At 45.6% G+C, this 26,220-nt stretch carries 16 protein-coding genes and 1 pseudogene; 10 read left to right on the plus strand and 7 right to left on the minus strand.

What is annotated here, in order from left to right; all coding sequences use genetic code 11:
* Nucleotides 1-140: 140 nt before the first annotated feature.
* Complete coding sequence (locus QVP94_RS02400; protein WP_005858137.1) at nucleotides 141-719, plus strand: RNA polymerase sigma-70 factor; 579 nt, start codon at nucleotides 141-143, stop codon at nucleotides 717-719.
* Between the two features lie 14 nt (nucleotides 720-733).
* On the opposite strand, the gene QVP94_RS02405 is transcribed toward QVP94_RS02400, so the two are convergent.
* The 5 genes from QVP94_RS02405 to QVP94_RS02425 form a co-directional block, all read right to left on the minus strand.
* A complete protein-coding gene (locus QVP94_RS02405) occupies nucleotides 734-2,536 on the minus strand; it encodes a DUF5107 domain-containing protein (RefSeq protein WP_156682401.1) in 1,803 nt (600 codons plus the stop codon).
* A 23-nt stretch (nucleotides 2,537-2,559) separates the two neighbouring features.
* Entirely contained in the window at nucleotides 2,560-4,383 is a 1,824-nt protein-coding gene (locus tag QVP94_RS02410; protein ID WP_022191870.1) for a DUF4091 domain-containing protein, read from the minus strand.
* 123 nt (nucleotides 4,384-4,506) lie between these two features.
* Nucleotides 4,507-6,153: a RagB/SusD family nutrient uptake outer membrane protein gene (locus QVP94_RS02415; protein WP_022191871.1), complete on the minus strand. Its 1,647-nt coding sequence runs from the start codon at nucleotides 6,151-6,153 to the stop codon at nucleotides 4,507-4,509.
* A gap of 27 nt (nucleotides 6,154-6,180) precedes the next feature.
* Nucleotides 6,181-9,588: a TonB-dependent receptor gene (locus QVP94_RS02420; protein ID WP_022191872.1), complete on the minus strand. Its 3,408-nt coding sequence runs from the start codon at nucleotides 9,586-9,588 to the stop codon at nucleotides 6,181-6,183.
* A 190-nt stretch (nucleotides 9,589-9,778) separates the two neighbouring features.
* Nucleotides 9,779-10,792, minus strand: coding sequence for a FecR family protein (locus tag QVP94_RS02425; protein WP_022191873.1), 1,014 nt, complete (start codon nucleotides 10,790-10,792; stop codon nucleotides 9,779-9,781).
* A gap of 110 nt (nucleotides 10,793-10,902) precedes the next feature.
* Here QVP94_RS02425 and QVP94_RS02430 point away from each other — a divergent pair, with 110 nt between their 5' ends.
* On the plus strand, nucleotides 10,903-11,445 hold the full coding sequence (locus QVP94_RS02430; RefSeq protein ID WP_022191874.1) for an RNA polymerase sigma-70 factor: 543 nt from the start codon (nucleotides 10,903-10,905) through the stop codon (nucleotides 11,443-11,445).
* 7 nt (nucleotides 11,446-11,452) lie between these two features.
* Here QVP94_RS02430 and QVP94_RS02435 read toward each other — a convergent pair whose 3' ends face one another.
* Nucleotides 11,453-12,034: a hypothetical protein gene (locus QVP94_RS02435; protein ID WP_008774243.1), complete on the minus strand. Its 582-nt coding sequence runs from the start codon at nucleotides 12,032-12,034 to the stop codon at nucleotides 11,453-11,455.
* Nucleotides 12,035-12,565: 531 nt separating this feature from the next.
* On the opposite strand from QVP94_RS02435, the gene QVP94_RS02440 reads away from it, so the two are divergent.
* The 8 genes and pseudogenes from QVP94_RS02440 to QVP94_RS02475 all read left to right on the plus strand — a co-directional run bounded on the left by QVP94_RS02440 (nucleotide 12,566) and on the right by QVP94_RS02475 (nucleotide 25,063).
* Nucleotides 12,566-13,537 (plus strand): FecR family protein, encoded by a 972-nt coding sequence (locus QVP94_RS02440; RefSeq protein WP_022191875.1) that lies wholly within the window; start codon nucleotides 12,566-12,568, stop codon nucleotides 13,535-13,537.
* Nucleotides 13,538-13,709: 172 nt separating this feature from the next.
* Nucleotides 13,710-17,084 (plus strand): TonB-dependent receptor, encoded by a 3,375-nt coding sequence (locus QVP94_RS02445; protein WP_288213158.1) that lies wholly within the window; start codon nucleotides 13,710-13,712, stop codon nucleotides 17,082-17,084.
* Between the two features lie 12 nt (nucleotides 17,085-17,096).
* Nucleotides 17,097-18,602 (plus strand): RagB/SusD family nutrient uptake outer membrane protein, encoded by a 1,506-nt coding sequence (locus QVP94_RS02450; RefSeq protein WP_022191877.1) that lies wholly within the window; start codon nucleotides 17,097-17,099, stop codon nucleotides 18,600-18,602.
* A 128-nt stretch (nucleotides 18,603-18,730) separates the two neighbouring features.
* Nucleotides 18,731-20,164, plus strand: coding sequence for a sulfatase family protein (locus QVP94_RS02455; RefSeq protein ID WP_022191878.1), 1,434 nt, complete (start codon nucleotides 18,731-18,733; stop codon nucleotides 20,162-20,164).
* Between the two features lie 32 nt (nucleotides 20,165-20,196).
* Nucleotides 20,197-21,516 (plus strand): sulfatase family protein, encoded by a 1,320-nt coding sequence (locus QVP94_RS02460; protein ID WP_022191879.1) that lies wholly within the window; start codon nucleotides 20,197-20,199, stop codon nucleotides 21,514-21,516.
* A 106-nt stretch (nucleotides 21,517-21,622) separates the two neighbouring features.
* Nucleotides 21,623-23,084 (plus strand): annotated as a pseudogene (locus QVP94_RS02465) (sulfatase family protein).
* Nucleotides 23,081-24,655: a sulfatase family protein gene (locus tag QVP94_RS02470; RefSeq protein WP_022191882.1), complete on the plus strand. Its 1,575-nt coding sequence runs from the start codon at nucleotides 23,081-23,083 to the stop codon at nucleotides 24,653-24,655. The pseudogene QVP94_RS02465 and the gene QVP94_RS02470 overlap by 4 nt, the downstream one beginning before the upstream one ends.
* 216 nt (nucleotides 24,656-24,871) lie before the next feature.
* On the plus strand, nucleotides 24,872-25,063 hold the full coding sequence (locus tag QVP94_RS02475; RefSeq protein WP_288213159.1) for a hypothetical protein: 192 nt from the start codon (nucleotides 24,872-24,874) through the stop codon (nucleotides 25,061-25,063).
* Here QVP94_RS02475 and QVP94_RS02480 read toward each other — a convergent pair.
* A complete protein-coding gene (locus QVP94_RS02480) occupies nucleotides 25,052-26,143 on the minus strand; it encodes a glycoside hydrolase family 76 protein (protein WP_022191883.1) in 1,092 nt (363 codons plus the stop codon). The genes QVP94_RS02475 and QVP94_RS02480 overlap by 12 nt on opposite strands.
* Nucleotides 26,144-26,220: the final 77 nt, after the last annotated feature.

Genomic DNA, 26,220 nt, shown 5'->3' on the forward strand with positions numbered 1-26,220 from the left:
TCCGAATGAGCAAAGATGTTTGTTATCGCGAGTTTATAAAGCTGTATGATGGAGTTGCTGATTTTGGTTCAATTTGTTTTTACCTTTGGGAATTTTGCATACATTTGAACCTATGTAATCGAAGTGGGAGAATAAGTCGAATGGCAGACATTGATTCAGAGAAAGAAAGAAGGCTTGTGGCGGACTTGCTAGAAGGGGACGAGTCGGCCTTTTGTGAATTATATGCCCTGTATAAGGATCGCTTGATGTGGTTTTCCTTGAAATTCCTTAAATCCCGGGATATGGCGGAAGATGTTTTTCAGGATGCTTTCGCCTCTATTTGGCAGAATCGCCGTTTCTTGAACCCGAATGTACCTTTTGGCCCGTATGTGTATACGATCGTGAAAAATCGGATCTTAAACCTGTTGGCGGGACTGGATCGTGAGTTGGAGCTGAGGGATAAGATACGGTCCGCCTCATTGGATAGCACGAACGAGACGGAGGATTCGGTATTGGATACGGATTTAAACGCATTGTTGGATAAGGCGCTTGAAACGTTGACCCCACAACAAAAAAGGGTTTTTGATATGAGCCGTAAAGATATGAAATCCCATAAGGAGATAGCCGACAGTTTGGGTATCTCGGTATATACGGTACAACAACATATCTCTACGGCCTTGAAAGTGATCCGGGCGTTTCTGGCTAAATATGCGGAGACTTATATGAAGCTACTGCTCTAAACACACACCTCCCTTTATTCATATTCCCGATAGGCACCGAACCGGGCTAAGCGATCCTCGCCGAGTTGTTCCGGTACAGGTTGCGGGGAGAGGCCCAAGCCTTCGTTGATCTGTTCCCAAAGTCCCGTACGGGTGTAAGTTTGATGCACTTTCTGGAAACGGGTGGATAGTAATAAATCCTTGGCTTCTTGATATTGCTTCTTATCAATCAGTAGCTGTACCTTTCGCTCGACCACCCATTCATCAGAGGACGCGTTTATCTTATCCAGCCATTTTTCCCGTTCCGATAAAGCCTCTGTTCCAAACTTCTTTAATACTTTATCCCGCTCGATAACCAACTGGGGATGTAGGTTCAACCACGAGGTCTCGGGGATAGCGGCGTAAGTATCTCTCGCCTTTTCCCACGCCTGCCGACGAACATATAGCCTTGCCAATAAAGCTTTCGCCAGATCGATATCCGGAATGGATAGTTGTTCGATCGCCTCCTCTACACGTTCTCTTCCAGCCAACCAAGTCCCATAGTGGAATTGCCAATAATCCCGTTCCGGCCGGGGAGATATTTGGATCGCCCAACGAAAAGCATCGTCCAGATCTTCCATGCCGGATGGAGCCCACTGCCCGTCTTCCGGATAGGGGGCGGCGGGAAGCGTGGACTTATTCTTATAGGCATCGGCTAAGGCGATCCAGATGGAAGATTCATTCTTCCGGGCCCAGTCGAATAGCGGGATGCGATCAATCGGGCGAAGCCTTAATGCCGGAACCTTTAAGGAATAGATATCCAAAGGATGATCTGTCGGTATCCAATATTCTACGTGATTTTTTTTCTCGCCGGGACGCAATTCGAGCTTGATAGATTGGTCGCTGATCGGGCCACCTTGGATTTCTACGTAAGGCTGCCGGTCGGGGGTACTGAGCATGGACCATTCCTTGTCGCCGGCTACGCCATAACTCCATAGCTTGATACCGGGCGTACTGGATTCGTCGGCGATATGATAGAGCCCGCTGCCCAAGGAGGGAGTGTAGGCCCCGAAAGCATTCACGTCTTTCGTTTTCCAGAAGTAGCCGGTCATCTCTTTGATATCCCGTTCGTGATGGGTTCCTTCGGTTTTCCAGTCGATTGTGTCCAACGTGGAGGCATGGGATAATACGGTCCCGTTCGGGAAATCGTATTGGGTATCCGGTGCGCAAGGAAGGGCGGCGTTGGACCATGACATCCATGGATAGGCTTGCTTTCCCGGGTTGTAGTAAACAACCCTTTGTGTAAGGCACTCGTCCTTATCTCCTAAGGAATATTCTACGGACCATTGCATACCGTAATGAGGTTCCCGTTCTCCGCATGTTACATATGTGCGGTCTTCTGTGTGATCGATCTGGTAAAGCACCGGCTCATTTTGCGTGGGAGAGTGGGAGATCGGGAAACTGACCTCGATCCCCCCGGCCACGAAATAGAAGCGGGGTAATATCCGTGTGTATTTGATTACGTCCGGTCTGTACAAGACCTCCTTGCCGCTCTCCTTGTGAGTGAGGGATATTACTTTCCCGCAAAGATCGGGGCAGATGATAGCCTTGACTTTCTTGTTCTCTAGCGAGATCATCCGGTACCTTTTAGGCACCGGACGATTTGAGGTCTCGCTATAACTCATATAGGGGTATACGCCATTCGGATCCAAGGCGGTCGGTAGCGGGCCGGTGGGCGTCAATACGTGCGTCAGCTGTATCTGGTCGAACTTCTCGCAAACAACACCTGTTGTTTGCGAGAAGGCCGGCCCTGCGGCTACGCTTGCCATGAGTGATAGGATTAAACGATATGCTTTCATGTCTTTCCTGCTATATAAGCCCATTATTTCGCCAAAAGATCGGACAGTTGACGGATGATGAGGTTACCCTTACGTACATCCGCCGAGATCTTGTTCTCATCGAACTCTTTCTCTTTCGGGAAGATAGACAAATGTTGGTCTAGCTGCTTCAATAAGCCTTGAGCTTGAGCGTTACCCGATTGGGCGGTCAGTTCCCGTAAGATACGGACCTTCTCGAAATCCACGATACCTTCTCTCATTTTCTCGAAGCGGATGCAACTTTTGCCTCCCGGATATACCATGTAGCAATCGCCTGCTGCCCAAGAGCCATGACGTGCGTCGCGATCGGCATCTTCCGGCCAAGCGTCGTAAGCCCATCGCAAGAAGCCGTCGTACCCATACGCCATTACATACCAACTGATCCAACGTCCCTCGATAGGAGGTGAGAACACGAAGTTGTTCGGGATCGGCGGGTTACAGCATACGTATACGGTGGACGTGCGTCCGGTGGCGGCCCGTGCCTTTTGCTCGGCGATGGTAGGTTCCTCTCCGTAAAGGAAAGAATAATCGTCCAGCAGTCCGTCCAATTCCTTATGCCAATTGCCGGCGTAAGTGATCTTCCAGCATTTATCATGGTTGCGCACGACATGGATAGCCGCTAAGGTCTCTTCCATCGGATTCTCGTTGATTCCGATATAGGTGATGTCCAACCAGCTTTTAGCTTCCATGTGGAACTTGAAATCCGTGAGGAAGATATTCCACATCTTCTTGAATTCCTCTGAGCTTGGCGCCCAGTTGATATAAGAATAATCGCCCGTAGCCTCGTCCTTATAGCGGTGACGGAATCCCCAAGGAATCGGGGTATAGAGGGTGATTGCCTCGTCGATGCCACATTCCATTGCTAATTCTACGTACTCGTCGAAGATCTTGTAGTCGAAGGCCCATGTGCCGTCTGCTTTCTTGATCCACTCGATCATACCCCCCTCGATCATATAGGAGTTATCGGACCAAGGAGAATGTACTCCATAAGTCGTGATGTAGGTACCACCTGCGTCGGCATAATGCTTCAAATGCTGCTTGAGAAGCATTTTATGTTCTGGTGACCACGGTTCCACGTGATTGTACCATGCCACGGCCCACGGGTTCTGCCATAGGTCCAGACGGTATTTCCAGTCTTTCGGATAGGGGAGCAACTGGTTTTGCACCACGATCTCCAGATTCAATAGTTGAGGAGCCTTGCCTTTCGCCCGCACCTCCACCTGTCCTTTATACGTGCCGGGAACGGTTCCTCTCGGCACATCCACCATCATCCATACCGGACGGGTGGTTTGGGAAGGGAGATCGAAGCGGTCCAGCGTCTCGAAACGGTCTGGCATCAGGAAACCGGATTTGTAGGGAGATTCCCCGCAGATGGCTTTTTTCTCGGCATACGGATAATTGGACAATACGTAACGCACCAACTCGAAGGTAATCCGATCTTTCGGGATGATGTTTCCCTCGGCGCTCCTCAAGTCCTGCGTAGAGACACGTACTTGTTCCAACGCTTCTGACGACCATACCAATATCTGGGCATTCGCTCTTTCCCCCCTCCAAACGGTCGTAGAGTAGGAAGATGATAAATCGTTGTCATGGTTTACGGGTACTTCCTTCCGGAAATAAAGCCGGTCGGTCGATCCGAAGGCGGAATGGATACCCGCCTGATTGCTCCAAGCGGGTTCATTCACGCAAAAATCAAATGTTAACTCCGGGTCATAGTGATGACTCCGTACAGGGACAAACGTGGAATCCATCTGCCCCGGATACACTTGGCCTAGACTGATATGAGAATAAATAAAAAAACTAGCTACCGCTAAAAAGTATTTCTTCATGCTATAAAAATTTAAGATAATTCATATTTAAATGGGATTCCCCTCCCGGATAGGTAGGCCCTACCTTCTCGTATAGGTAGGGCCTACCCTCATATATATAGTCGCTTATTCTTGGAAAAACCCTTACCAGCCCGGATTCTGTTCCAAGGTTCCTTTCGACAATTGTACCTGTTGCAAAGGTATCGGTGACAGCCAATGCTTCGGTGTCTGGAACTTGCGGGCGGATGCGGGTTGGGCGATGATAAAGCCATTGCTATCCACCTGTATATCCTGCCCGATCACCAACTCCGGGAATTTCTGTTGATACTCCGTACCCACGAATTTCACGCCACGGATCGCAAGGGGAAGAACCGTTTCCGCCGTGCCCCAACGACGTAGGTCGTCCCGGCGATATCCTTCGAATGCCAGTTCCACGGTTCTCTCACGCCGGATCTCTTCCAGCATATTCAGTCCGTTGGCGGAGACAAAAGCGTTGGTTAGGTGAGGCATATTCGCCCGGTTTCTCAGATCATTGATGGTGATGTCTAACTGATCGTCCGTGATTTGTCCGTTCTTCTCGTATAAAGCTTCGGCCAAGATTAATAGGACCTCTCCGTAACGGAATTCCTTGAAATCGTATTCCCCAATGAATTGTACGGCATCCAGCGTTTCATCCATAAACTTGCGGATCATGTATCCGGTCCGGGTGGAATTGTTACCGATGAATCCCGGCTCTACGGTTGCCCATCCGCCCCCTTCCGAGAATATCTCGCTACCGGGTACGACAAACGTTTGCGCCATCCGGGAATCCCGGTTCTCAAATTCGCTTGTCTGGGTTTGGAATCCTTTGAACAACTTGGATTTATCGATAGGTAAACCATCGGTACAAAGGTATACGTCCGCAAGGTTCTTTGTCGGTACCATGGCACCTAATAATAGTTCCCGGGTCCAGTTATGAGTCGCTCTCAATTTGTAATACCGTCTAGCCAACAAGACTTCCTTGCTGTCGTCGCCTTCTAGGATATGAAGATATTTGTAACTGAGTTCTCCTTTCTCGCGATATAGTTCATACTCTTTGGAATCGACAATGGCTTGGGCCGCTTGGATAGCTAGGTCGAGGTATTTGCCTGCGTCTGCCATCCCGTGGTATTTTTGCCAAGTACCTTCGAATAAGGCTGCACGGGCCTTGAGAGCTAATGCCGCCCCTTGCGTGGTACGTCCTAATTCCTCAGCGGTCAGTCCGCTTTGCTTCGGAAGGAGAGGAATGGCCTTATCCAAGTCCTCGATAATAAAATCGATAATCTCCTGTTGGCTGGAACGAGGTGTGTAAAGTTCCTCCGAGGAGGTATTTAACGGGATGTCTATCTTAGGCACTCCTCCATAAGTTTTCACCAATTTCCAATAGTTGTAGGCACGGAAGAAATGCGCTTCTGCTTTCCAACGTCCGATCTCTTCGTCCGACAAACCGGATTCCTCCGCTTTCTTAAGCAAATAAGAGGTAGATTGGACAAATTTCCATGGGTTGTCCCAATCATCCGAGTTGACCGGGGCCAGATAGGAACCGTCGCTGACATCGTTCGTGCCGGAACCAAAGGCGATATCCGAGTTCATGTCTATATATTGGGAGACCTCTTGGAGCCCAAAATAGAAATCGTTGGCGGCCAATTCAAAGTCGGCCGGCTTTTGCCAGAATACAGCGTCCGACACTTGATCCATTGGCATTTTATCCAGCTCACAACTGAATAGTCCTAAGGTGGCGGATAACGTGATAATTATATTGAATCGTTTCATAATATTCGTTTTATTAAATAGAAAACCTTAGAAAGTCAAGTCGATACCAAATGAGTAGTAACGTTGGAACGGATAGTTGAAACCTCCGGTGTCAGACTCTGGGTCCCAACCGCCTTTTACCCCGTGTATCTCGAATAAGTCTTGTCCGCTTACATAAAAACGGGTCCGCTCGATACCGATCTTCTGCAATAAGCTTTTCGGCAGGGTATATCCGATCTGGATGTTCTTTAGGCGTACGTAAGCGGCGTTGATCTTTTGCATCGTAGACGCTTGGTAGTTCCAATGCCTGATATCGCCGTGGGTCAGACGAGGATAATATGCGTCTTGACGATCCTCATTCCAGGTTTGCCCGTAATAGAACTGAGGCGGATATCTCCACCAGTCGCTCCAAGGCATGGAGAACTCACCTTCACGGAACAAGGTGCGTTTAGCGACTCCTTGGAAGAATACGCTGATATCAAAGTTGTTCCACTTGGCACCCAAGTTTAATCCGAATGTATATCGGGGAGTGGTTGAGCCGACATACTTAGCGTCGCCGTCGTCCCCTTCCTTATCACCGTAAGTGGAGATTTTCCCATCGCCGTTCAGATCCTTGAATTTGGCATCGCCGATACCGATATTAGAGGGTACGCCTTCCAGCTTCTTGTAAGCGTCCAGATCCGCTTGGTCCTTGACTACGCCATCATATACATAGGCGAAATAGGAGTTGATGGGATATCCTTCTCTCGTCTTGTTCAAGCCTAGCTCATAAGTGTCCGAGCCTCCGTATTCCACGAGTTTGTTCTTAGCGTCGCTCAATTGGAATTGTGCGGAATATTCGACATTACCGATTTTGTCCGTCCAGTTTAAGGTAAGCTCGAAGCCATTCGTACGCAATTTGCCCGAGTTCGTATCCGGGGGAGTTGCCCCTAGCATACTGGGATAAGTTACGGGGATCAACATATTATTGTTCATCTTCACGAAGTAGTCGAAAGAGAATCCTAAGCGGGAGTCTAAGAAAGCGGCATCAATACCAGCGTTGATATTCTCCAAGATCTCCCATGTGCGATTTACGCCGGCTAAGACATCCAGCCCCATCGCTTGTGTTTGTGAACCGCTGCCGAAAGGATAGGTCAATTTAGTTCCCCAACCGTCGTCCCTGAATTTTAGCAACTGGATATAATCGTATAGACGAATACCTTCTTGATTACCTGTTTGTCCGTAAGAAGCTCTTAGTTTCAATTCGTTGAATACCTTAGAGCTCTTTAGGAATTCCTCTTGAGAGATACGCCAGCTAGCGGATACGCCGGGGAACATTCTCCAACGGTTACCCGGGGCGAAGCGGGAGGAACCATCGTAGCGGAAGTTTGTCTCCAAGATATACTTATTCTTGAAGCTGTATCCGATACGGGCGAAAGCCGAGCTTGTCGCCCAATGTTCAGCTTTGGCGTCGTTCTTCATATTTCCGGTGCCACCAAGGTTGAGTTCCCATAATTCGTCTGTGATGAAATTATCTCGGCGTGCCATGAACATACGGACCTCTTCTGCCTCATAAGCCATACCTAACATGGCATCTAAATGATGATCCAGTCCGAAGTTCTTATTATAATTCAAGTAAGCCGTATAATTTTGATAGATGGTTTCCTCGGTCGTACGATCTACAGCGGATTGTTCGGGACTACCTGCTCCCGTATAATAATTGATGTCACCGTCCCATGTATAGAGCGGGATGGCTTTCGCTATATCCTCGTTATTCTTGTTTTTGTAGTTTAAGCCCACTTGAGCGTTAAACACGAGTCCGTCCGTGATATCGGCGATCAATCTAAAGTTACCGTTCATCTCCCGGGTATTGAACGTGGCGGTCTCGCTTTCCTTGGCCAGCGCTATTGCGTTGCTCCAGCCTCCTTGCGTGAAGAACTCTCCGTTGGCGTTATAGATCGGGAAGTTCGGCATATCAAACATCGCCTCGCCGATCACCCAAGCGCCATTACTTCCTATGTCCGTACGTTTCTGGTTATCCAAAGATACCTTTGTCTCTAATTTTAGCCACTTTGCCAATCGATAATCATAATTCATACGCAGATTGTATTTGGTATTATTATCATCTGCGTATTTTACCACGCCAAATTGTTTGCTGTAGCCGGCGGATAGGTAATAGTTAGACTTCTCGCCTCCACCGGAGATTGTTAGGTTATGGCGATGTTGTACGCCATTGGTCAGCAACTCGTCCATCCAGTCTGTGTTCGTGAAAAAGAGCTTCCAGCCGGGTTGGGTGGGATGGTCGATAGGGTTCGGATCGTTCGCTAAGATGCGATCCAGAAGCTCTTGGGTATAGAGTGGGGCGGCACCGTTGTGTATGTTCGCCTCGTTATCCATAATCGCCATCTCATAATTTGTCGGGGCTTTCATGATTCCGGTCATTTTCGTGATCGCCAAGTTCCCGTTGTAAGTAAGCTTCGGTGCTCCGCTCTTTCCTTTCTTAGTCGTGATTAATACAACACCTCCGGCGGCACGGGAACCATATATGGAGGCTGAGGCATCTTTCAATACCGATATAGCCTCGATATCCTGCGGGTTGATCATATTCATATCCCCGGGGATTCCGTCGACCAAGACTAGCGGGGTATTCCCTCCGTTTGTGGAGGAGGCGCCACGCACGTTCAAGTCGAATTCCTCGTTACCCGGTTGTCCGGATGTTCGCTGAACGACCATACCGGGAATTTCTCCTTGCAAGGCGGACAGGACATTTGTAACCGGCTTAGAGTCGATTACCTCGGAGGATATTTTCGAGATCGCTCCGGAAAGATTGCTTCGTTTCTGTGTTCCGTAACCGATCACGACTACCTCATCAAGCTTCTGGGTGTCTTCCTTTAGCTGGATATTGAGGGTTTTGTTGTTGCCTACGGCCACTTCTTCCGATAAATAGCCGATGTAGGATATGAGTAGGATCGATTTACCGTTCGCCTCGATGCTGTACTGACCGTTCAGGTCGGTAACTGTACCATTTGACGTACCTTTTACCACGACATTCGCTCCGATGATCGGTTCGCCCCGTTCATCTGTAATGATACCGGTCACTTTTCGGTCTTGCGTCACCGGAACGGAGGCGTTGCCCGCGTTTCCGAGACTGACGGCTATCGTGTTATTCTCCCGCTTAAAATAAAGATTGGCTTGCCGGGTGATCTCGTTCAATACGCTGTTGACGGGAGCGTTTTTGAACTTTAGGTTAACCTGTACGTTCCGGTTCGCTATGGCTTCTCCATAGAAAAATTTTAATCCTGTCTGCTTCGACAAATCATCAAAGACTTTCTGTATGGGTTGGTTTTTGACTTGAATTGTTATTCTTTCTTTCTGATTTTCTTGCGCTTGCAGAGGTTCAGGGGAGCTTAACGCTAAAAAAACTAAAATAATAGAACAACACATCCAATTATACCTAGTAATAGTTGGAAAGTTCATAATTTTGTATGTTTAAAGGTTGTTTTTATACACTTTTAAAAACAGTCCGATTTCTGTAATCTCCAAGGGGGTCCAATCCAAGGGTGTACATATCGGGAAAGATAAAGGGAGATCGAAGGTCAGAGGTCGGTTTCCCTTTTTTATGTGGCTATGCTTAGGTCGTATCTTTCATGACAAATCGATTTTAAGGTTAATAACTCGTTTTGTATAACACGATCCGGTTTCCTTCCGTCCGGTATCGGATGCCGGTTGAATATTGAATCGCGTTCAGTACGGCTTCCAGACTTTTATTGTCGTGCTCGCCATAGATGTAATCGTCGAATACGCTATTCGGATCGAGTACGATCGCTTGATTATACATCCGTTCCAGATCATGTACAACGCTACTAATAGGTGTCCGGTTAAAATAAAGGCCGCCTTGCAACCATGCCGTTACTTTTTGGACGTCCTCGTTCTTTTTAAGGATCTCTCCATTCGCGTTATTCACGATTACTTGCTCGTTCGGTAATAGGCGCATTACGCTTTCGGGCATATCCACCTCAACTTTTCCGGTCCGAACGCTGACGGCCATCAACTCATCCTCTTGATAGGCTTTTACGTTGAAAGAGGTTCCGAGTACTTTTACGTCGGCTTGTCGGGTACGGACGATGAAGGGCTTGCCCTCGTCTCTCATGACATTGAAAAAAGCTTCTCCTTCCATTTCTACCAAACGGATGTCAGAGGTAAATTCCGTTGGGTATCGCATGACGGTACCGGCGTTTAGATGAACGACCGTGCCATCGGGAAGGGTGACTTGCTTATGTTCGCCATGATTGACGCTTATTTCCGTTAGGAGATGGTCGCTGGCAGATGTATGCTGCTTCGCTGAATGATTTAGGTATAGTTTCGCTCCGAATCCTATGGAAACGATAATCGCTATGCTCGCCGCATACTTGATGAAAGTGGATAGGGAGATTCTTCTTTCTCTTTTACGTGTCTTATCCAACAGGTCTTGCGCCTCCTTCTTATAAAGCAGATGATTATGGGAATCGGATTGAGGTAAGTCCTGCGCTTCGCTCCAGACCCGGTCCATTTCGCTTTCTAATTCTGCTCGCTCCGTTATGGATGAGGCTAACTTCCGCAAGGTCTCTATATCGTTCCGTGTATAGAGTCCATTTACGTATCGGATTAATAAATTGCTTATATGTTTGTTTTCTTCTTCCATTATTTCTCGTGCTATATTAATAGTACAAAGAAGTCCGGGAGAACTGGGATATCATTAACTTTTATTAGTATATGATTTTATTATCTTCGCGAAACGATATGTGATGCTAAATGAAAGAGAGACAAATTATAAAGTCGTTGAAAGAAGGAGATAGGGAGGCTTTTTCGATGTTGTATAAACAATATTGGGAAAAGGTTTATCATTTCTGCGGGCTTTATTTGAATAATCGGGATGTGGCCGAGGATGTGGTACAAGAGGTGTTTATCAAGGTCTGGGAGTCGAGGGAATTCATCCGGGAGGATGATAACTTCAAGGGGCTTCTGTTTGTCATCACCCGTAACTTGATCTTTAATCAGCACCGGAAGAACGTGAACGAAGACTTTTATAAAATGACGGTCTTGTCCGCTATGGAGACCTCTTACGACTTAGAGGAAGAGATCACCGCCTATAACTTGGGGGAGTATATCAATCATTTGATAGAGGAATTGCCGGAAAGACGCCGGGTTATCTTTAATCTAAGCCGGAAGGAGCATAAAAGCTATAAAGAGATAGCCTTCCAACTCAATATTTCGGAGAAGACCGTTGAGAACCAGATCAGCGAAGCCTTGAAGTTCTTGAAGAAAAATATCATGTTACTTATCTGGTTTATCTAGCGCTTTCCTAGGTCACGTATTTATAGAGTCCGGAAGTGCCACTGCGTTCGAATACGCCTTTTTTTATCAGGCTCTCCTTCAAGAGGGCTAAGGAATGAGCGCCGAATCCCCTGTATTTTAGTAGGACTTGTAGTCCTTTATCTTTCGTGTATCGCAGCAGATCTTCCAATGTATAGATTTCCATTTTTCGTAACATGTTTATCGTTCGGGTGTCTAGGTCAAAATCGCTCACGAGAGATAAGGAGAGTACATTCATGATATCGTCCGTAATGATTAGGGGTAATTCATGGGGAAGATAGATATTAGGCGAGATTTCTTTCCCCGATAAGTCTTTTATCGTTCTCAATAACCGTAGGTTCTCTAGTTTCAGGGATCTAAGCTCTAACTCTTGTTGGCGACAGGTTCGTAAAAGAGTGGTCATTTGTAGTTCGGTCTTGGTTATAACGGCTTTTTGGCGGTCAAATTCATTAGCCATGGCGATAATATGCCGTGAATACTCTTTCAGGCTTTGTACATTAATATATATACTGTCTTTGGAGGATGTCGCCTCCTGATCGGGAATTTGTTCTTTTACGTCTAGCCTTGTCATAATATATTCAAAAGTATTTTATCGTGAATAAATATGATGTAGCGACGATATCATAAAAAAACGTGGAACTGTCGCTACTATCCGATACACAGGATATCCCCATACCCCTCAAATCAATAATAGACAACAGCCCACGTCATATTCTATATACAAGGGTATATACAATCGACATGGGCATTTTGTTGCTATTATTCCGATTTGAAATTGATAGGGATATTTGTGTATCGGGAATAATATCTTAAAATGCCGTATTTATAATTAGTGCCACACAGGGGTTATCGCTTTAACCCCATTGTCGGCAGCACGGCAAAGATAGTCTTTCTTCTTTGATAAATAATAACGATTGTGGTTGTTTTTCGTCCTAAGTTTTAGTTTTGCTCGTCTTCTTTTTCAGGCAGCACATAAATATTAAGGATGGAATGTAAGGAAGATCCATTGTATTTCTTGCGTACCTAAGTGAAATTTTTTTATCATCCAATAGGGGGAAGGAAAACATGGCGTGTATTTATAAATAGAACAAGAATAATAAACATGAGCGAAGATACGAGAACGATATTGAAGAAGTTGATGCGAGATGCTCTGGATGAGAAAGATCGGCAACGTTTGCTGTGTGACCCCAAAGTGGAAGAGCGTATGCGTTCCCAATGGGACGAGGCTGCGGATCGCGTGAATCCCATGGTGGGGAATCGCATGTGGGAACGAATCATAGCCCGGACAATGGCGACAAACGGTGTCCGTAAACTCTGGGTCTATAAGATTACGGCGATAGCCGCCTCCATATTGCTACTTTTAGGTGTAGGAAGCGTAGTTTATTGGTCTCATACGAAAGAAGATCAATATATATATGTAATGGCCTCCGGTGTCCGTTGCATAGAGTCAGTTTCCTTATCGGACGGTACGACCGTGAGAATGGGGCCTAATAGCCAATTGATCTACCCAAAGAGTTTCGATGGCAAGACCCGTGATGTGGAATTAAAAGGGCAAGCCTTCTTCGACGTGGCGAAAGATCGGGAAAGACCATTTACCGTGCATACCAAGAACATGGATGTAACGGCCTTGGGCACGGCCTTCGAGGTTTTCAATCATGATTCCGAGAGCAAGTTGGAGACGATCCTGCTAAACGGCAAGGTGAAGATCGGCTTGGGAGACCCCAATGTAAAGAACAGGCGTGAGGTGATATTGAACCCGAACGAGATGTTGGTTTTCGACAAACAAGCGAATACCGTGAAAGTAAAGACGGTCAACGCCGAGAATTATTCAGGTTGGCGCAACGGTGTCCTCAGTTTTGAGAACGAACGATTGAGCATGATCCTTACCCGCTTGGAGCCTTGGTACGGACGGAAGATAAAGTGCCCGAAAGAGATAGCGGAGAAATACCGGTTTACGTTTAAGGTACGGGATGAGTCCTTGGAGCGAATCCTGTTTATGTTAAGCAATACGTCGCCCATTAAATACAGAGAGAAAGACAGTGAATATGAACTATATATAGAGGGAGATAAATGAGTGTCTAACATTAAATTCTAAGAGATATGCTTGTTAACAGTTCTTGAGTCTAATAAAAAAACAGGAGGAAAAACTAGGTTTCTCCTCCTGACCAAATGTTCTTGACGGCAGGCGTTAGGAGTTGAGAGGCCGACGCACCTGCTAATTTATTCATCAGAAACATTACAAAGTTATGAAAAAAATCAGAAAAGTAAACCGAGTCATGAAAATAAGCACGTTGTTATCCTTGGCTTTCGCATGCACTGTATCCGCTTCTACCTATGGACAGAATTATAAGCTCTCCATGAATAAACGGGATTGTAGTATATCGGAAGTGCTAAAAGAAATAGAGAAAAATAGTGAGTACACGTTCTTCTTGAATGATAATCAAGTAAATGTAAGTAGGAAAACGAGCGTACATGTAAACAATGCCTCGTTGGAAGAGGTCTTAGAGCAAGCGCTGAAAAATACGGGGTATCAATATAAGATCGTAGACCGGCAGATTATAATTAAATCAAGAAATATATCAAGTGTCTCACATCCAAATGCTTTATTCCAATCTTCGCCGCGAAAGATTACTGGAAAAGTAAAAGATGCTTTGGGAGAACCTATTATCGGAGCGAATGTTGTCGTTAAAGGTACCACGAACGGAACGATTACGGACATTGATGGAAACTTTAGTCTGGAGGTGCCGGATAATGCGACCTTAGTCGTATCTTATATTGGTTATACGGACCGTACGGTTCAAGTCGGTAATTCGTCGGAAGTGATAGTCAGCCTGTCCGAGGATACCCAAAAGCTAGATGAGGTTGTGGTCGTAGGTTACGGAACGCAGAAGAAAGTAAATTTAACAGGAGCGATCTCCTCTTTGGATGCCGAGACGTTGGAGAATCGCCCGATCACCAATGCCACACAGGCTCTACAAGGAACACAAGGTGTTTATGTGAATCAAGCGGGAGCGCAACCCGGTTCTGATGCTGCGACCATTCGTATCCGCGGCCAAGGAACATTGAACAATAATGATCCGTTGATTTTGGTAGACGGCATTGAATTCCCGTTAGAAGCAGTGAATCCTAACGATATTGAGAGTATTTCGGTCTTGAAAGACGCAGCCTCTTCCGCTATCTATGGTTCCCGTGCGGCCAACGGTGTTGTTTTGGTGAAGACAAAATCAGGTAAAAAAGGGAAGTTTACTGTTGATTATAATAACTATTTCGGTGTACAGCAGGCTAATTACTTACCTAAATTCGTATATGATCCGGTGGTATTCATGGAGATGAGGAATCAAGCTCAAAGGAATGAGGGAAAATTGACAGTGGATTATGCCGATGATTTGATAGAGGAGTATCGCCAAGGTATGTTGACGGATCCGATCATGTATCCGCAAAATGACTGGTTGGATATTATGTATAACAATGCTTTTATCATGGAGCATAATATGCGTTTCTCCGGAGGAGATGATAAATATACCTATTCCGTATCTTTAGGTTATGGGGATCAGGATGGAGTATTGCGTGGAACGGATTCTAATAAATATACATTGGCGGTAAATACAACTGCCCAAATTAATAGTCGTTTAAAAATAGGCGCTAATATTAACGCTCATTATAAGATCTATAATGAACCGGTAGCTGGAGTCTCCAATTTGGTTCAGATGACTTATAAAGCGCAAGCGTTTCATCCGACATATACTTCAGATGGTCGGTATGCGGATACTTTTGTTCGTACCCCCGGACATAATATCTATCGCCATCCATTAGCATTAGCGGATGAAGGAGAGAATAAGCATAAGTCATTACGCATGTTGGCTAATTTATCTGCGGAATATAAGCTACCCTTCGATATCGTCTACAATTTGAATGTGGGCTTGAATAAGTATGATTATTTACAGTCGCTTTTTGCTCCAGACGTATATGAGTACCAGTTGAAGACAAATGAAGAGAAAAAGATAGTCTACGATGGACAGAATACACGTAATGCTTTCAAGAAAGATAAGAATGACTTGGCGATTACGGTATTTAATACCTTGTCTTGGGGTAAGAAGTTCAATGAGGCCCACGACGTAAAAATCTTAGCCGGTTACAGTTTCGAAAGCGATGATAAGACAGAATTCTCAGGTAAAGTAGAAGGCTTCTTAGGTAATGAGTTGCATGAGTTGAACGCTGGTTCCAGCAATCCGAGCGTAGCGGGAACTTCCTCAAGATCCGTTTTAATGTCTTATTTCGGTAGGGTAAATTATGGTTATAAAGATCGTTATTTATTTGAAGGAAACTTCCGTTATGACGGCTCTTCTCGTTTCGCTAAGGGTAATCGTTGGGGTATTTTCCCTTCATTCTCCGCCGGTTGGCGTTTGAGCGAGGAAGAGTTTATGAAAGATATTCCTTGGATTTACAATTTGAAGCTGAGGGCCTCTTGGGGACAATTAGGTAACGAGCGTATTGACTTGTTCCGTTATGTGGATTTGATGAATTTGAAAGTGATAAATGATGATGGCTCGATAACGGATTATAACTATCCGCTAAATGGGACGATGCGATCCGGAGCAGCTATTACCGCATATAATGACCCGAATATTACTTGGGAGACAACTACGATGACGAATGTAGGTATAGATGCGAACTTATTTAATGGTAATTTGGATTTCTCATTTGAGTTCTTTGATAAACGTACTTCTGACATTTTGAGAAAGGTAACTTTGCCCGACCAAGTTGGAGGTTTAGCAGGTCCGATCCGTAATATTGGTGAGGTGAGCAATAAAGGCTTTGAGCTAAATCTTGGCTATCGGAATAAGATCGGGGATTTCAGATATGAGGTTACAGGAAATATGACTTTCGTGAAAAATAAGATCGTTAGCTTGAAAGGCCAAACCATAATTGATGGTAAGTTTATTTTAGAGGAGGGGAAACCTATTGACTCCTATTATATGTTGCATGCTATCGGAATTTTCCAATCGGAGGAAGAAATCAAGAACAGCCCGTATCAGACAGCTGCTACAAAGCCGGGTTATCTGAAATTTGAGGATACGAATGGTGATGGAAAGATCACGGAAGATGATCGCCAGATACGTGGTGGGGTAATACCTAAGATCACTTATGGGTTCAACTTGAATTTGGGGTATAAGGACTTTGATCTGAGTGCTTTCTTCCAAGGTGTGACGGATGTCTATACATATGGCGACCGTATTGGCGCCACTCCTTTATGGTTTGGTTGTGGTTTGCCGCAACAGTGGGTGACTGATGCTTGGACTCCGGAACGGGGAACCAGTGCTACCTTGCCAATCTTGACCACCTATGAGGGGTGCTTGAATGAGAACTTCCGTGTCAATGATTTCTGGTTGAGAAATGCCTCTTACTTACGCTTAAAGAACTTACAACTGACTTATAATGTACCGACCTCATTCTTGAAGAATGGTGTGGTTAAACGATTGAAAGTGTTTGTAAATGCGCAAAACTTATTTACGTTCTCACCGATGAAAGATTTTGATCCTGAGAAAGATCTAAAGGGAGATACTTGGTATGCTTATCCGTCTGTCCGGACATATACGGCAGGTGTTAATGTCACATTTTAAATTAATAATGCTATGACGAAATATATATGTAAAATTATCTGTGTGGCTGTCGCTTGTATGTGTTTAACCGCTTGCGATAGCTGGTTGGATGTAGATCCTTCCGATCAATATTCTACCGAGACATTTTGGAAGACAAAAGAGCATGCAAGCGCAGGCTTGATGGGATGCTATAATGCTTTAAGGCCTTGGCGTTCGCTACATTCGATGGAATTCGATATGCTGACAGCTAATTCGATGCCCTATAATGAAGCGAATGGTACGCAAGCGATAGGGAAGGGTGAGCATTTATCTACTACGGCTCTAATTGGTAGTTTATGGAAGAATTGCTATATCGGTATCGGACGTACGAATACTTTCATCGCTAACGTCGGAGGTGTAAATATGGATGAGGTTGAAAAAGCGAAGATGGTAGGTGAGGCGAAGTTTTTACGGGCTTTCTATTATCTGAATTTGGTTGATAAATTTGGCGGTGTTCCCTTAATCATAGATGCTCCGAACGCTGACGAGCAAGCCGAACTTCCTCGTAATTCAAAAGAGGATGTGGTTGATCAAATAGTCAAGGACTTAGATGATGCTATTGCTGTATTACCCGATAATTATGCCAGTTCGGACTTAGGGCGTGCTACTAAAGGGGCTGCCGGGGCGTTAAAGGCACGTACGTTATTATATAATGCTCGTTGGGCGGAGGCAGCCAAGGCTGCTAAGCAAGTGATTGAGTCTGGCGTATATCAGTTGTTTAATGATTACCGTCATTTCTTTAGTGAGGCTAATAAGCATAATAGCGAGGTAATCTTTAACATAGAAGCTAAGTTGCCTGAGTATCCGACAGATTACGACGCAAACATTTGGCGTTTGAATCGTCCGGCTCCTTTGAAGGAGTTAGTTGATACCTATCTTTGCATAGATGGCAAGACGATCGAAGAGTCTCCCCTTTATGATCCGAACCAACCGTATGAGAATCGTGATCCCCGTTTATTAAAATCAATCGTTTGTATTGGTTATCCATATTTAGGAAAGACGATCACAAAGGAAGATGTGGCGACTACAGGCTTTGGTGTAAAGAAATATACTTCCTATGAGGATGATGTAACGATTCCTTTGGTCGAACGCTCTGCTTTTAACTTTATCTTGATTCGTTATGCGGAAGTTTTATTGACATATGCCGAGGCCCAAAATGAGGCGAATGGACCGGATCAATCAGTTTATGATGCTATCAATCAACTGCGTAAACGTCCGGATATCAATATGCCGGAAGTACCGAAAGGTTTAACAAAAGATCAGATGCGTGAAGTGATACGTCGTGAACGCCGTATCGAATTAACTTTCGAAGGTCTGTATTATTCAGATATCTTACGTTGGAAGACGGCGGAGAAGGAGAATAACGGCATGATGCATAATTATGAGGGGATTGAAGTCGTAAAACGTTCTTTCAATCCGAAACGGGATTATCTATGGCCGATTCCCTATAATCAAATAGTCTTAAATCCAAATTTGGAGCAAAATCCGAGCTGGGATTGATTCGTTATTTATGAGGTATTTGACCGGAAGGTGGGGATAAGCCTTCCGGTTAATCTACTAGTGATTTGGCACTCTGAAAAGTATGTCATTTTGGATAGCTGTTTGTATTACTTCAATGGATTTTACTTATGAATAAGATAGTATTATGTGGATTATGCCTAATTGCCTTGGATGTTTATAGTGCGGTTTCTAATGAGCGCCCGAACATTATCGTAATTATGGCAGATGATATGGGCTGGGGAGATGTTGGATTCAATGGGAATGCCATAATTAAAACACCTTATTTGGACGCTTTGGCTTCAGACGGGGTGATTATGGAGCGATTTTATTCTGCCGCTCCTCTCTCATCCCCGACACGGGCGAGTGTATTGACCGGAAGGCATCCTTTCCGAACCGGTGTGTTCTCTGCGAATGTGGGAATACTGAGAAAAAGGGAAGTCACACTTCCCGAGTTACTAAGAGAGCATGGATATACGACAGGGCTTTTTGGAAAATGGCATTTAGGTACGTTGACGTACAAGGAAAAAGATGCGAACCGTGGAAGTGTGGATAATAAACATTTGTATAATCCGCCTTCTTGGCACGGATTTGAGGAGTCTTTTATTACGGAATCAAAAGTACCGACGTTTGATCCGATGATACAGCCGATTCAGAATGATGGCTGTTTTTGGGACTATATTCGTGAGGGAGAACCTAGCCGGGCCTATGGAACCGCTTATTGGGATAAAGATGGCACTAAGGCCACAGAAGATCTCAAAGGAGATGATTCCAAGATCATAATGGATAGGGCATTGCCTTTTATGGAGCGTTCTATTCAAGAAGGTATACCTTTTTTTAGTGTGATTTGGTTTCATGCTCCTCATTTACCTTGTGTGGCTGGTCCCCAGCATGTTGCTTTATATAAGGACTTAGATATGCGACAACGGAATTATTATGGCTGTATTACGGCTTTAGACGAGCAGATAGGACGTTTAGTGGATTATTTAAAGGCAAAAAATATATATGAGAATAGCATAATTCTTTTTTGTAGTGATAATGGTCCGGAATTGGAGACTCCGGGTTCTCCCGGGAATTTCCGAGGTAAAAAACGCTCTCTTTATGAAGGAGGGATACGGGTTCCATCGCTTATGTGTTGGCCGGCGAAATTGGCGAAAGGTAGTAAACTGGGAGTCCCTTGTTCTACCGTGGATTATATGCCGACATTATTGGATATAGCGAATGTATCCAATAGAAAGGAGCTTGTACTGGATGGTGAGTCTTTCTGGCCTAAGCTAATGAGGCATGAAACTAAAAGGATGAAGCCTCTAGTTTTTTGCTCTGGTTATCAAGGGGCCGTGATCGATATGGATTATAAACTTTATTATACAAAAGGAAAATATGAATTATATAATATAGCGAAAGATCCGAGTGAGAAAAATGATATTTCGGCGGCTTATCCCGAAAAAATGGAGCGATTAGAAAAGTGCTTGAAAGAGAATGTGGAGGATTACAGACAATCTTTCGAGAAAGGAAAGACCGAGGAGCATGTGGATTGGCAAGATTGGTGGAATATTTGGAAGTAGTACATCTAAAAATGATATTCAATAAATAAATCATGAATATAAAACAACTTATTTTAACTACCGGCGGGCTTCTGCTCGCTGGTATCGTTGAGGCTCAGTCGACTCATCCGAACGTGATCTTGATTTATACGGACGATCATGGATCATTGGACGTGAATTGCTTTGGGGCGAAAGATTTATGTACTCCGCATATGGATGCCTTGGCAAATCAGGGGGTTCGCTTTACCCAGTTTTATGGGGCGGCGGTTAGCTCGGTGTCAAGGGCTTCCTTATTGACGGGGCAATTCGCCAAACGTGCGGGACTTACGGTGAACGCAGGAGGGAATAGTTTCTTGCCAGTAGAGAAAGAGACCATGGCCGAGCGGATGAAATCGAATGGCTACCGTACCGCCTTAATCGGAAAATGGCATTTGGGCGACCGTATAGAACAGGGTCCGAATGCACAGGGTTTCGATTACTTTTGGGGAATACGAGGAGGATGTGTGGATAATTATTCCCATTTCTATTATTGGGGTGGCCCGAATCGGCATGATTTGTGGCAGAATGAGAGGGAGATCTATTCTCCGGGCAACTTTTTCGCCGCAGAGAACCTGAAAGAGATCAAGAAATTCGCTACGGAAGATAAAGAGAAACCGTTCTTTATCTATTGGGCGGTAAATATCCCTCATTACCCATTGCAGCCCAGCGAGAAATGGTTGGATTATTATGCGGACCTACCTAATCCCAGAAGAATGTATGCGGCGTTTGTCTCTACTTTCGATGATTATTTAGGGGAGTTACGTACCTTCTTGGCTGCCGAGGGGTTGGCTGATAATACCATCTTGATCTTCCAATCGGATAACGGGCATAGCATGGAGGAACGTACTTTTAGAGGAGGAGGCTATAGCGGTCCTTACCGGGCCGGAAAATTCTCTTTGTTTGAGGGAGGTATCCGGGTTCCGGCTATCATCTGCTGGCCCAAGGAGCTGCCACAAGGTGAGGTACGTGATCAGGTTGCGATGAATATCGATTGGTTTCCTACCTTGGTCGAATTATGCGGTCTTTCAGCGGAAGGGATGGATGTGGATGGAAAGAGCTTACTCCCACTTATCAAAGACAGTTCCAAACCTTCTCCTCATAAGGCACTTCATTTTGATTTTGGGAAGCAATGGGCTGTCCGTTGCGGGGAATGGAAATTAATAGCGAATCCCCATGACGTGACTCCGGAGGGAGAGAAGGTCCTTAATGAGTTGTTCCTTTCCAACTTAGAAAAGGATAACACGGAACATATGAATTTCAAAGATCAATATCCCGAGAAAGTAAAGGAGTTGCAAGCGATGAGAGATGCTTTTGAGCGTTCTTTAGAAAAGTGATAATCCTAGGACTATTCTTGCTTTAAAAAATGTAAAAAGAAAGAACGTCTGATTATGTATGTTTATATTTGTTTAATTAAAAGCCAATATATCAATAAATAATATCATGAAGAATAAACTAATGTTACTGACGGCCGCCTCAGCCTTTTCAATGGCAGGCATAGCCGCTGATTACACGAATATCGTCCTGATTAATTTGGATGATGTGGGGTACGGAGATTTTTCTTTTAATGGGGCTTACGGATATACCACTCCGAATATCGACAAAATGGCGGCGGAAGGCGTTCGTTTTACACACTTCTTGGCGGGACAGCCGATCAGTGGAGCGTCTCGTGCCGGCTTGTTGACCGGTTGCTATCCGAATCGTATCGGTTTCGCCGGCGCTCCGGGACCGGATTCGAACTACGGAATCCATCCGGATGAGATGACGATCGCAGAGGTATTGAAACAGAAAGGATATAGTACCGCTATCTTCGGTAAATGGCATTTAGGTAGCCAAAAGGAATTTCTTCCCTTGCAAAATGGCTTCGATGAGTATTATGGTTTGCCGTATTCTAACGATATGTGGCCATTCCACCCGCAACAAGGTGAGGTATTTAATTTCCCGGATTTGCCGACTTATGACGGAAATGAGATTATCGGTTATAATACGGACCAAACACGGTTGACTACGGATTATACCACCCGTTCTGTTAATTTCATCAAGAAGAATAAGAATAAGCCTTTCTTCTTGTATCTGGCCCATAATATGCCCCATGTACCGTTGGCCGTTTCCGATAAATTCAAGGGAAACGTTGGCCATTTCCGATAAATTCAAGGGAAAGAGCGAGCAGGGTTTATATGGCGACGTGATGATGGAGATCGACTGGAGTGTAGGTGAGATATTCAAGACATTGCGTGAGCTGGGCTTGGAAGATAATACGTTGGTGATCTTGACTTCCGATAATGGTCCTTGGACCAATTACGGGAATCATGCCGGTTCAGCCGGTGGGTTACGTGAGGCAAAGGCTACGACCTTTGATGGTGGTAACCGGGTTCCTTGTATCATGTACTGGAAAGGTAAGACGTTACCGGGCACGACTTGTAATAAGTTAGCTTCTAATATCGACCTTCTTCCTACGTTTGCCGAGATCACGCAGGCCCCGCTGCCTACTCGCAAGATTGATGGCGTTAGTATCTTATCATTGATAGAGGGCAAGAAAGATGCGAATCCTCGTGAATCCTTTGTCTATTATTATAACAAGAATGACTTGGAGGCTGTCACGGACGGTATGTTTAAGCTGGTATTCCCTCATAAATACGTTACTTACGGGGCTTATGAGCCGGGAAACGACGGCCAGCCGGGTAAGTTGACGAATCTGGAGATCATGAAACCTGAGATGTATGACTTGCGCCGTGATCCGGGAGAGCGTTATAACGTGATCACCCAGTATCCTGAGGAAGCCGCGAAGTTGATGAAGATCGCCGACCTGAAACGTCATGAGTTAGGGGATAACCTAACGCGCGTAAAGGGAACGGAGCGTAGGGAACCGGGTCTAGTACAAGGGAAAAAACGTCATGACCTATGAAACAATCGATCATAAGTATCGGAATGACTGCCTGTTGTCTTTCGGGGAACGGGCAGTTCCTCTTTGCCGCCGATAAACCGGCGCAAGAGGAACGTCCCAATATCTTGTTTATCCTTTCGGATGATCATACTTCCCAGTCTTGGGGCATTTACGGGGGGGTGTTGGGTGATTATGCCCGGAACGAGAATATCCGTCGCTTGGCTGCGGAGGGCTGCGTGTTAGATAATTGTTTTTGTACGAACTCGATCTCTTCCCCTAGTCGTGCGGCGATCTTGACCGGAGCCTATAGTCACGTGAACGGTGTTTACACGTTAAGTGATTCCTTTGATCCGGAGCAGGATAATATCGCCAAGCAAATGCGGGCGGGAGGCTATCAGACCGCTTTGGTCGGTAAATGGCATCTGAAAACGCAACCGCAAGGTTTCGACTTCTATTCCGTGTTTCATGACCAAGGCGAGTACCGGGACCCTACTTTCATAAACTGTACGGACCCTTGGCCGGGTGAGCGTAATTTCGGGGAGCGGGTACGAGGTTTCTCCACGGATATCGTGACGGATAAGGCGATCCGCTGGATGAAAGAGGCCGATAAGGACCGGCCTTTCATGATGTGTTGTCATTTCAAGGCTACACACGAACCTTGGGATTTTCCGGAACGGATGAGGCATTTGTATGACGGCGTTGTTTTCCCGGAACCGGAGAACTTATTTGATTGGGGGCCGGAGACGAATGGACGTACCTTCTCCGGACAGCCTTTGGAGGAGTTGGCTCGTCGTTGGGACGTGGCGTCGCAAGACCCTGATAAATGGTGGTGCCGGTATCCGGAGTTGCCTTTTACGACGAAGGGCATGCATCGATCTGCCGCCCGTAGCGCCGCTTACCAGAAATTGGTGTGCGACTATCTGCGTTGCGGGGCTACGATCGACGATAATATCGGGAAGTTATTGAAAGCGCTGGACGATATGGGAATCGCCGATAATACGATCGTGGTGTACGTATCCGACCAAGGTTATTTCTTAGGAGAGCATGGTTTCTTCGATAAGCGTATGATGTATGAGGAGTCTCTACGTATGCCTTTCGTGATCCGTTACCCGAAAGAGATCCCGGCAGGGACCCGCAATAAGGATATGATCTTGAACGTGGATTTTGCCTCTTTGCTGGCGGATTACGCAGGCGTGAAGACCCCGAAAGAATCGCAGGGCCATAGTTTTCGCAATAATCTGAAAGGAAATACCCCAAGGGATTGGCGTAAGGAGATGTATTATCGTTATTGGACCCAACATTCGAACCGTCCGGCCCATATGGGTATCCGTAATGAGCGGTATAAACTGATGTTTTTCTATGGCGACCGTCTGAATATGACTGGTTCGGAGGATAAGACCACGACACCAGCATGGGAGTTTTACGACCTTCAATCCGATCCTCGTGAGAATCACAACGCTTACAACGATCCCCAATACGCCAAGATCATCCGGCAAATGAAGGAGGAGATGCTGAAGCTGCGGAAAGATGTTAAGGATGAGGACACGAATACTCCTAGGATGAAGGAGATTATGGAGACCTATTATTGGTAAAAAGAAAGCGGAGGGAGACGTAGCGTGCTGCGTCGCCTATCCTTTGTAATAGAAGTCCACGCTAGCAACCGAGAGGGAGTGTGGTATGTTATAAAGCATGTATTTCTAGAAAGAAGAAGGAATTTGTTCTTTTGTGAAAAAGAAGTCTTATGTTTGTGCACGATATGAAAAACAGGGTTTATATGGCCCCGTTATCAGTAAACAACCAACCTTGACATGAATACAAACAGAGATAAGGCTGTCTCTTTTGGGCGGGACGGCGGAGATGTCCGCCGTCCCGTTTTTTTTGTCAATGAGCCAGAGCCCTACGTGACATCCGTTCCAGCTCCGGGGAGCCAGAGCGGAATATCGCCCGCTGGCTGTGTGAATAATGACAAGCTGCGTCTCCCCGGATACCTATTTCGTTAACTCATAAGCCTCTATCACGCACTCCAAAGCGCAAGCGTTTGCTGCCGAGCTTTCCTTGTGGAAAGGGCCGTACCAATAACAACCGAAGCTTTTGGAGGCCGGGTCGTAATCTCTCGTGATGATGGACTCGGCGTTCTTCAAGATGAAATCCTTGTAGGCTGGTTTCTTGGTTAGGTCATACAGGAAGGCTAAATGACGGATGAAGATACCCTTAAATTGGACACCGTCGTTGCTATCATCGATCTCGGGCTTCATCTCACGAAGTATACCCTCGTCGGTTACCAATTGCGTGGTAATGGTAGCGTCGGCGATCTTTTCCGCTAGCTCCAAGTAAGATTTATCGTTGGTTTGGAGATACATCTCGGCTAAGACAGCGATGGCTACGCCTTGGTTATACGTGTAGTGGGCGTTGCGGTTGGGGGTACAATCGTCTTTCGTGCCGTCCTCGATTTGGTAGATGTCCGTATTGATCATGCCAGTTCGCATATACCAATCCACGTTCTTCTTGAACCAGTCGAGGTACGCCGGATTTTGGGTCGCTTTATATAATCGGATAGCTGTCAGGGAGAACAGGTTGTTCGCTATGGAGTTCTTGTAATGCAAAGGGTTCTTTTTCCAGAAGATGCCACCTCCGCAAGCGTCGCTCCAGCCAGTTGTCATATCATCGAATATGATCTCGGCCATATCTAGGTACTTTTTCTCTCCGGTCAGTTTGGAGGCCTCGATCCATGCCAATGCCCACCAACCCTCGTCATCGTAATAATCATTGATGAAGTTGTCGCAATAACGGGGAGTACCGGTTGAGTCTACGCCTACTTGGTAATGACGGGCTTTCTCGAATACATCCTCTATGACAGATGGGATGGCCGGATCTTTGGTTACGGCGCCGTAGCGAATGGTGGCGGTCAATACGTTCGCCGAGTTCCACCAGCCGGCTGTTTCCCAGATACCGGTCGTGTCGTTTCTCCAGCTTAGGGAGGTTTGTACGCTTTCTCGCATCTTTCCCTCAAAAGGGGAAGGTTTGCTACAGGATAGCATGAAAAATACAAGCAATACGCTTGTCAGGAAATGTTTGTACATACGTATTTATGAAAATAAGATTAGATTAAGCCACAAAGATAAATGATCTTTTTGAACTTTAGTTAAACTTTGTACCT

It is taken from the genome of Parabacteroides sp. CAG:2 (assembly GCF_000436315.1).
Lineage (GTDB): Bacteria > Bacteroidota > Bacteroidia > Bacteroidales > Tannerellaceae > Parabacteroides > Parabacteroides distasonis.

Excerpts from the sequence above, each read along its gene's own strand:
- QVP94_RS02440 (WP_022191875.1), top strand. The coding sequence starts at position 12,566 with ATGAGCGAAGATACGAGAACGATATTGAAGAAGTTGATGCGAGATGCT.
- QVP94_RS02400 (WP_005858137.1), top strand. The coding sequence starts at position 141 with ATGGCAGACATTGATTCAGAGAAAGAAAGAAGGCTTGTGGCGGACTTG.
- QVP94_RS02445 (WP_288213158.1), top strand. The coding sequence starts at position 13,710 with ATGAAAAAAATCAGAAAAGTAAACCGAGTCATGAAAATAAGCACGTTG.
- QVP94_RS02425 (WP_022191873.1), bottom strand. The coding sequence starts at position 10,792 with ATGGAAGAAGAAAACAAACATATAAGCAATTTATTAATCCGATACGTA.
- QVP94_RS02430 (WP_022191874.1), top strand. The coding sequence starts at position 10,903 with ATGAAAGAGAGACAAATTATAAAGTCGTTGAAAGAAGGAGATAGGGAG.
- QVP94_RS02475 (WP_288213159.1), top strand. The coding sequence starts at position 24,872 with ATGAATACAAACAGAGATAAGGCTGTCTCTTTTGGGCGGGACGGCGGA.
- QVP94_RS02415 (WP_022191871.1), bottom strand. The coding sequence starts at position 6,153 with ATGAAACGATTCAATATAATTATCACGTTATCCGCCACCTTAGGACTA.
- QVP94_RS02405 (WP_156682401.1), bottom strand. The coding sequence starts at position 2,536 with ATGAAAGCATATCGTTTAATCCTATCACTCATGGCAAGCGTAGCCGCA.
- QVP94_RS02450 (WP_022191877.1), top strand. The coding sequence starts at position 17,097 with ATGACGAAATATATATGTAAAATTATCTGTGTGGCTGTCGCTTGTATG.
- QVP94_RS02435 (WP_008774243.1), bottom strand. The coding sequence starts at position 12,034 with ATGACAAGGCTAGACGTAAAAGAACAAATTCCCGATCAGGAGGCGACA.
- QVP94_RS02420 (WP_022191872.1), bottom strand. The coding sequence starts at position 9,588 with ATGAACTTTCCAACTATTACTAGGTATAATTGGATGTGTTGTTCTATT.
- QVP94_RS02455 (WP_022191878.1), top strand. The coding sequence starts at position 18,731 with ATGAATAAGATAGTATTATGTGGATTATGCCTAATTGCCTTGGATGTT.
- QVP94_RS02460 (WP_022191879.1), top strand. The coding sequence starts at position 20,197 with ATGAATATAAAACAACTTATTTTAACTACCGGCGGGCTTCTGCTCGCT.
- QVP94_RS02480 (WP_022191883.1), bottom strand. The coding sequence starts at position 26,143 with ATGTACAAACATTTCCTGACAAGCGTATTGCTTGTATTTTTCATGCTA.
- QVP94_RS02470 (WP_022191882.1), top strand. The coding sequence starts at position 23,081 with ATGAAACAATCGATCATAAGTATCGGAATGACTGCCTGTTGTCTTTCG.
- QVP94_RS02410 (WP_022191870.1), bottom strand. The coding sequence starts at position 4,383 with ATGAAGAAATACTTTTTAGCGGTAGCTAGTTTTTTTATTTATTCTCAT.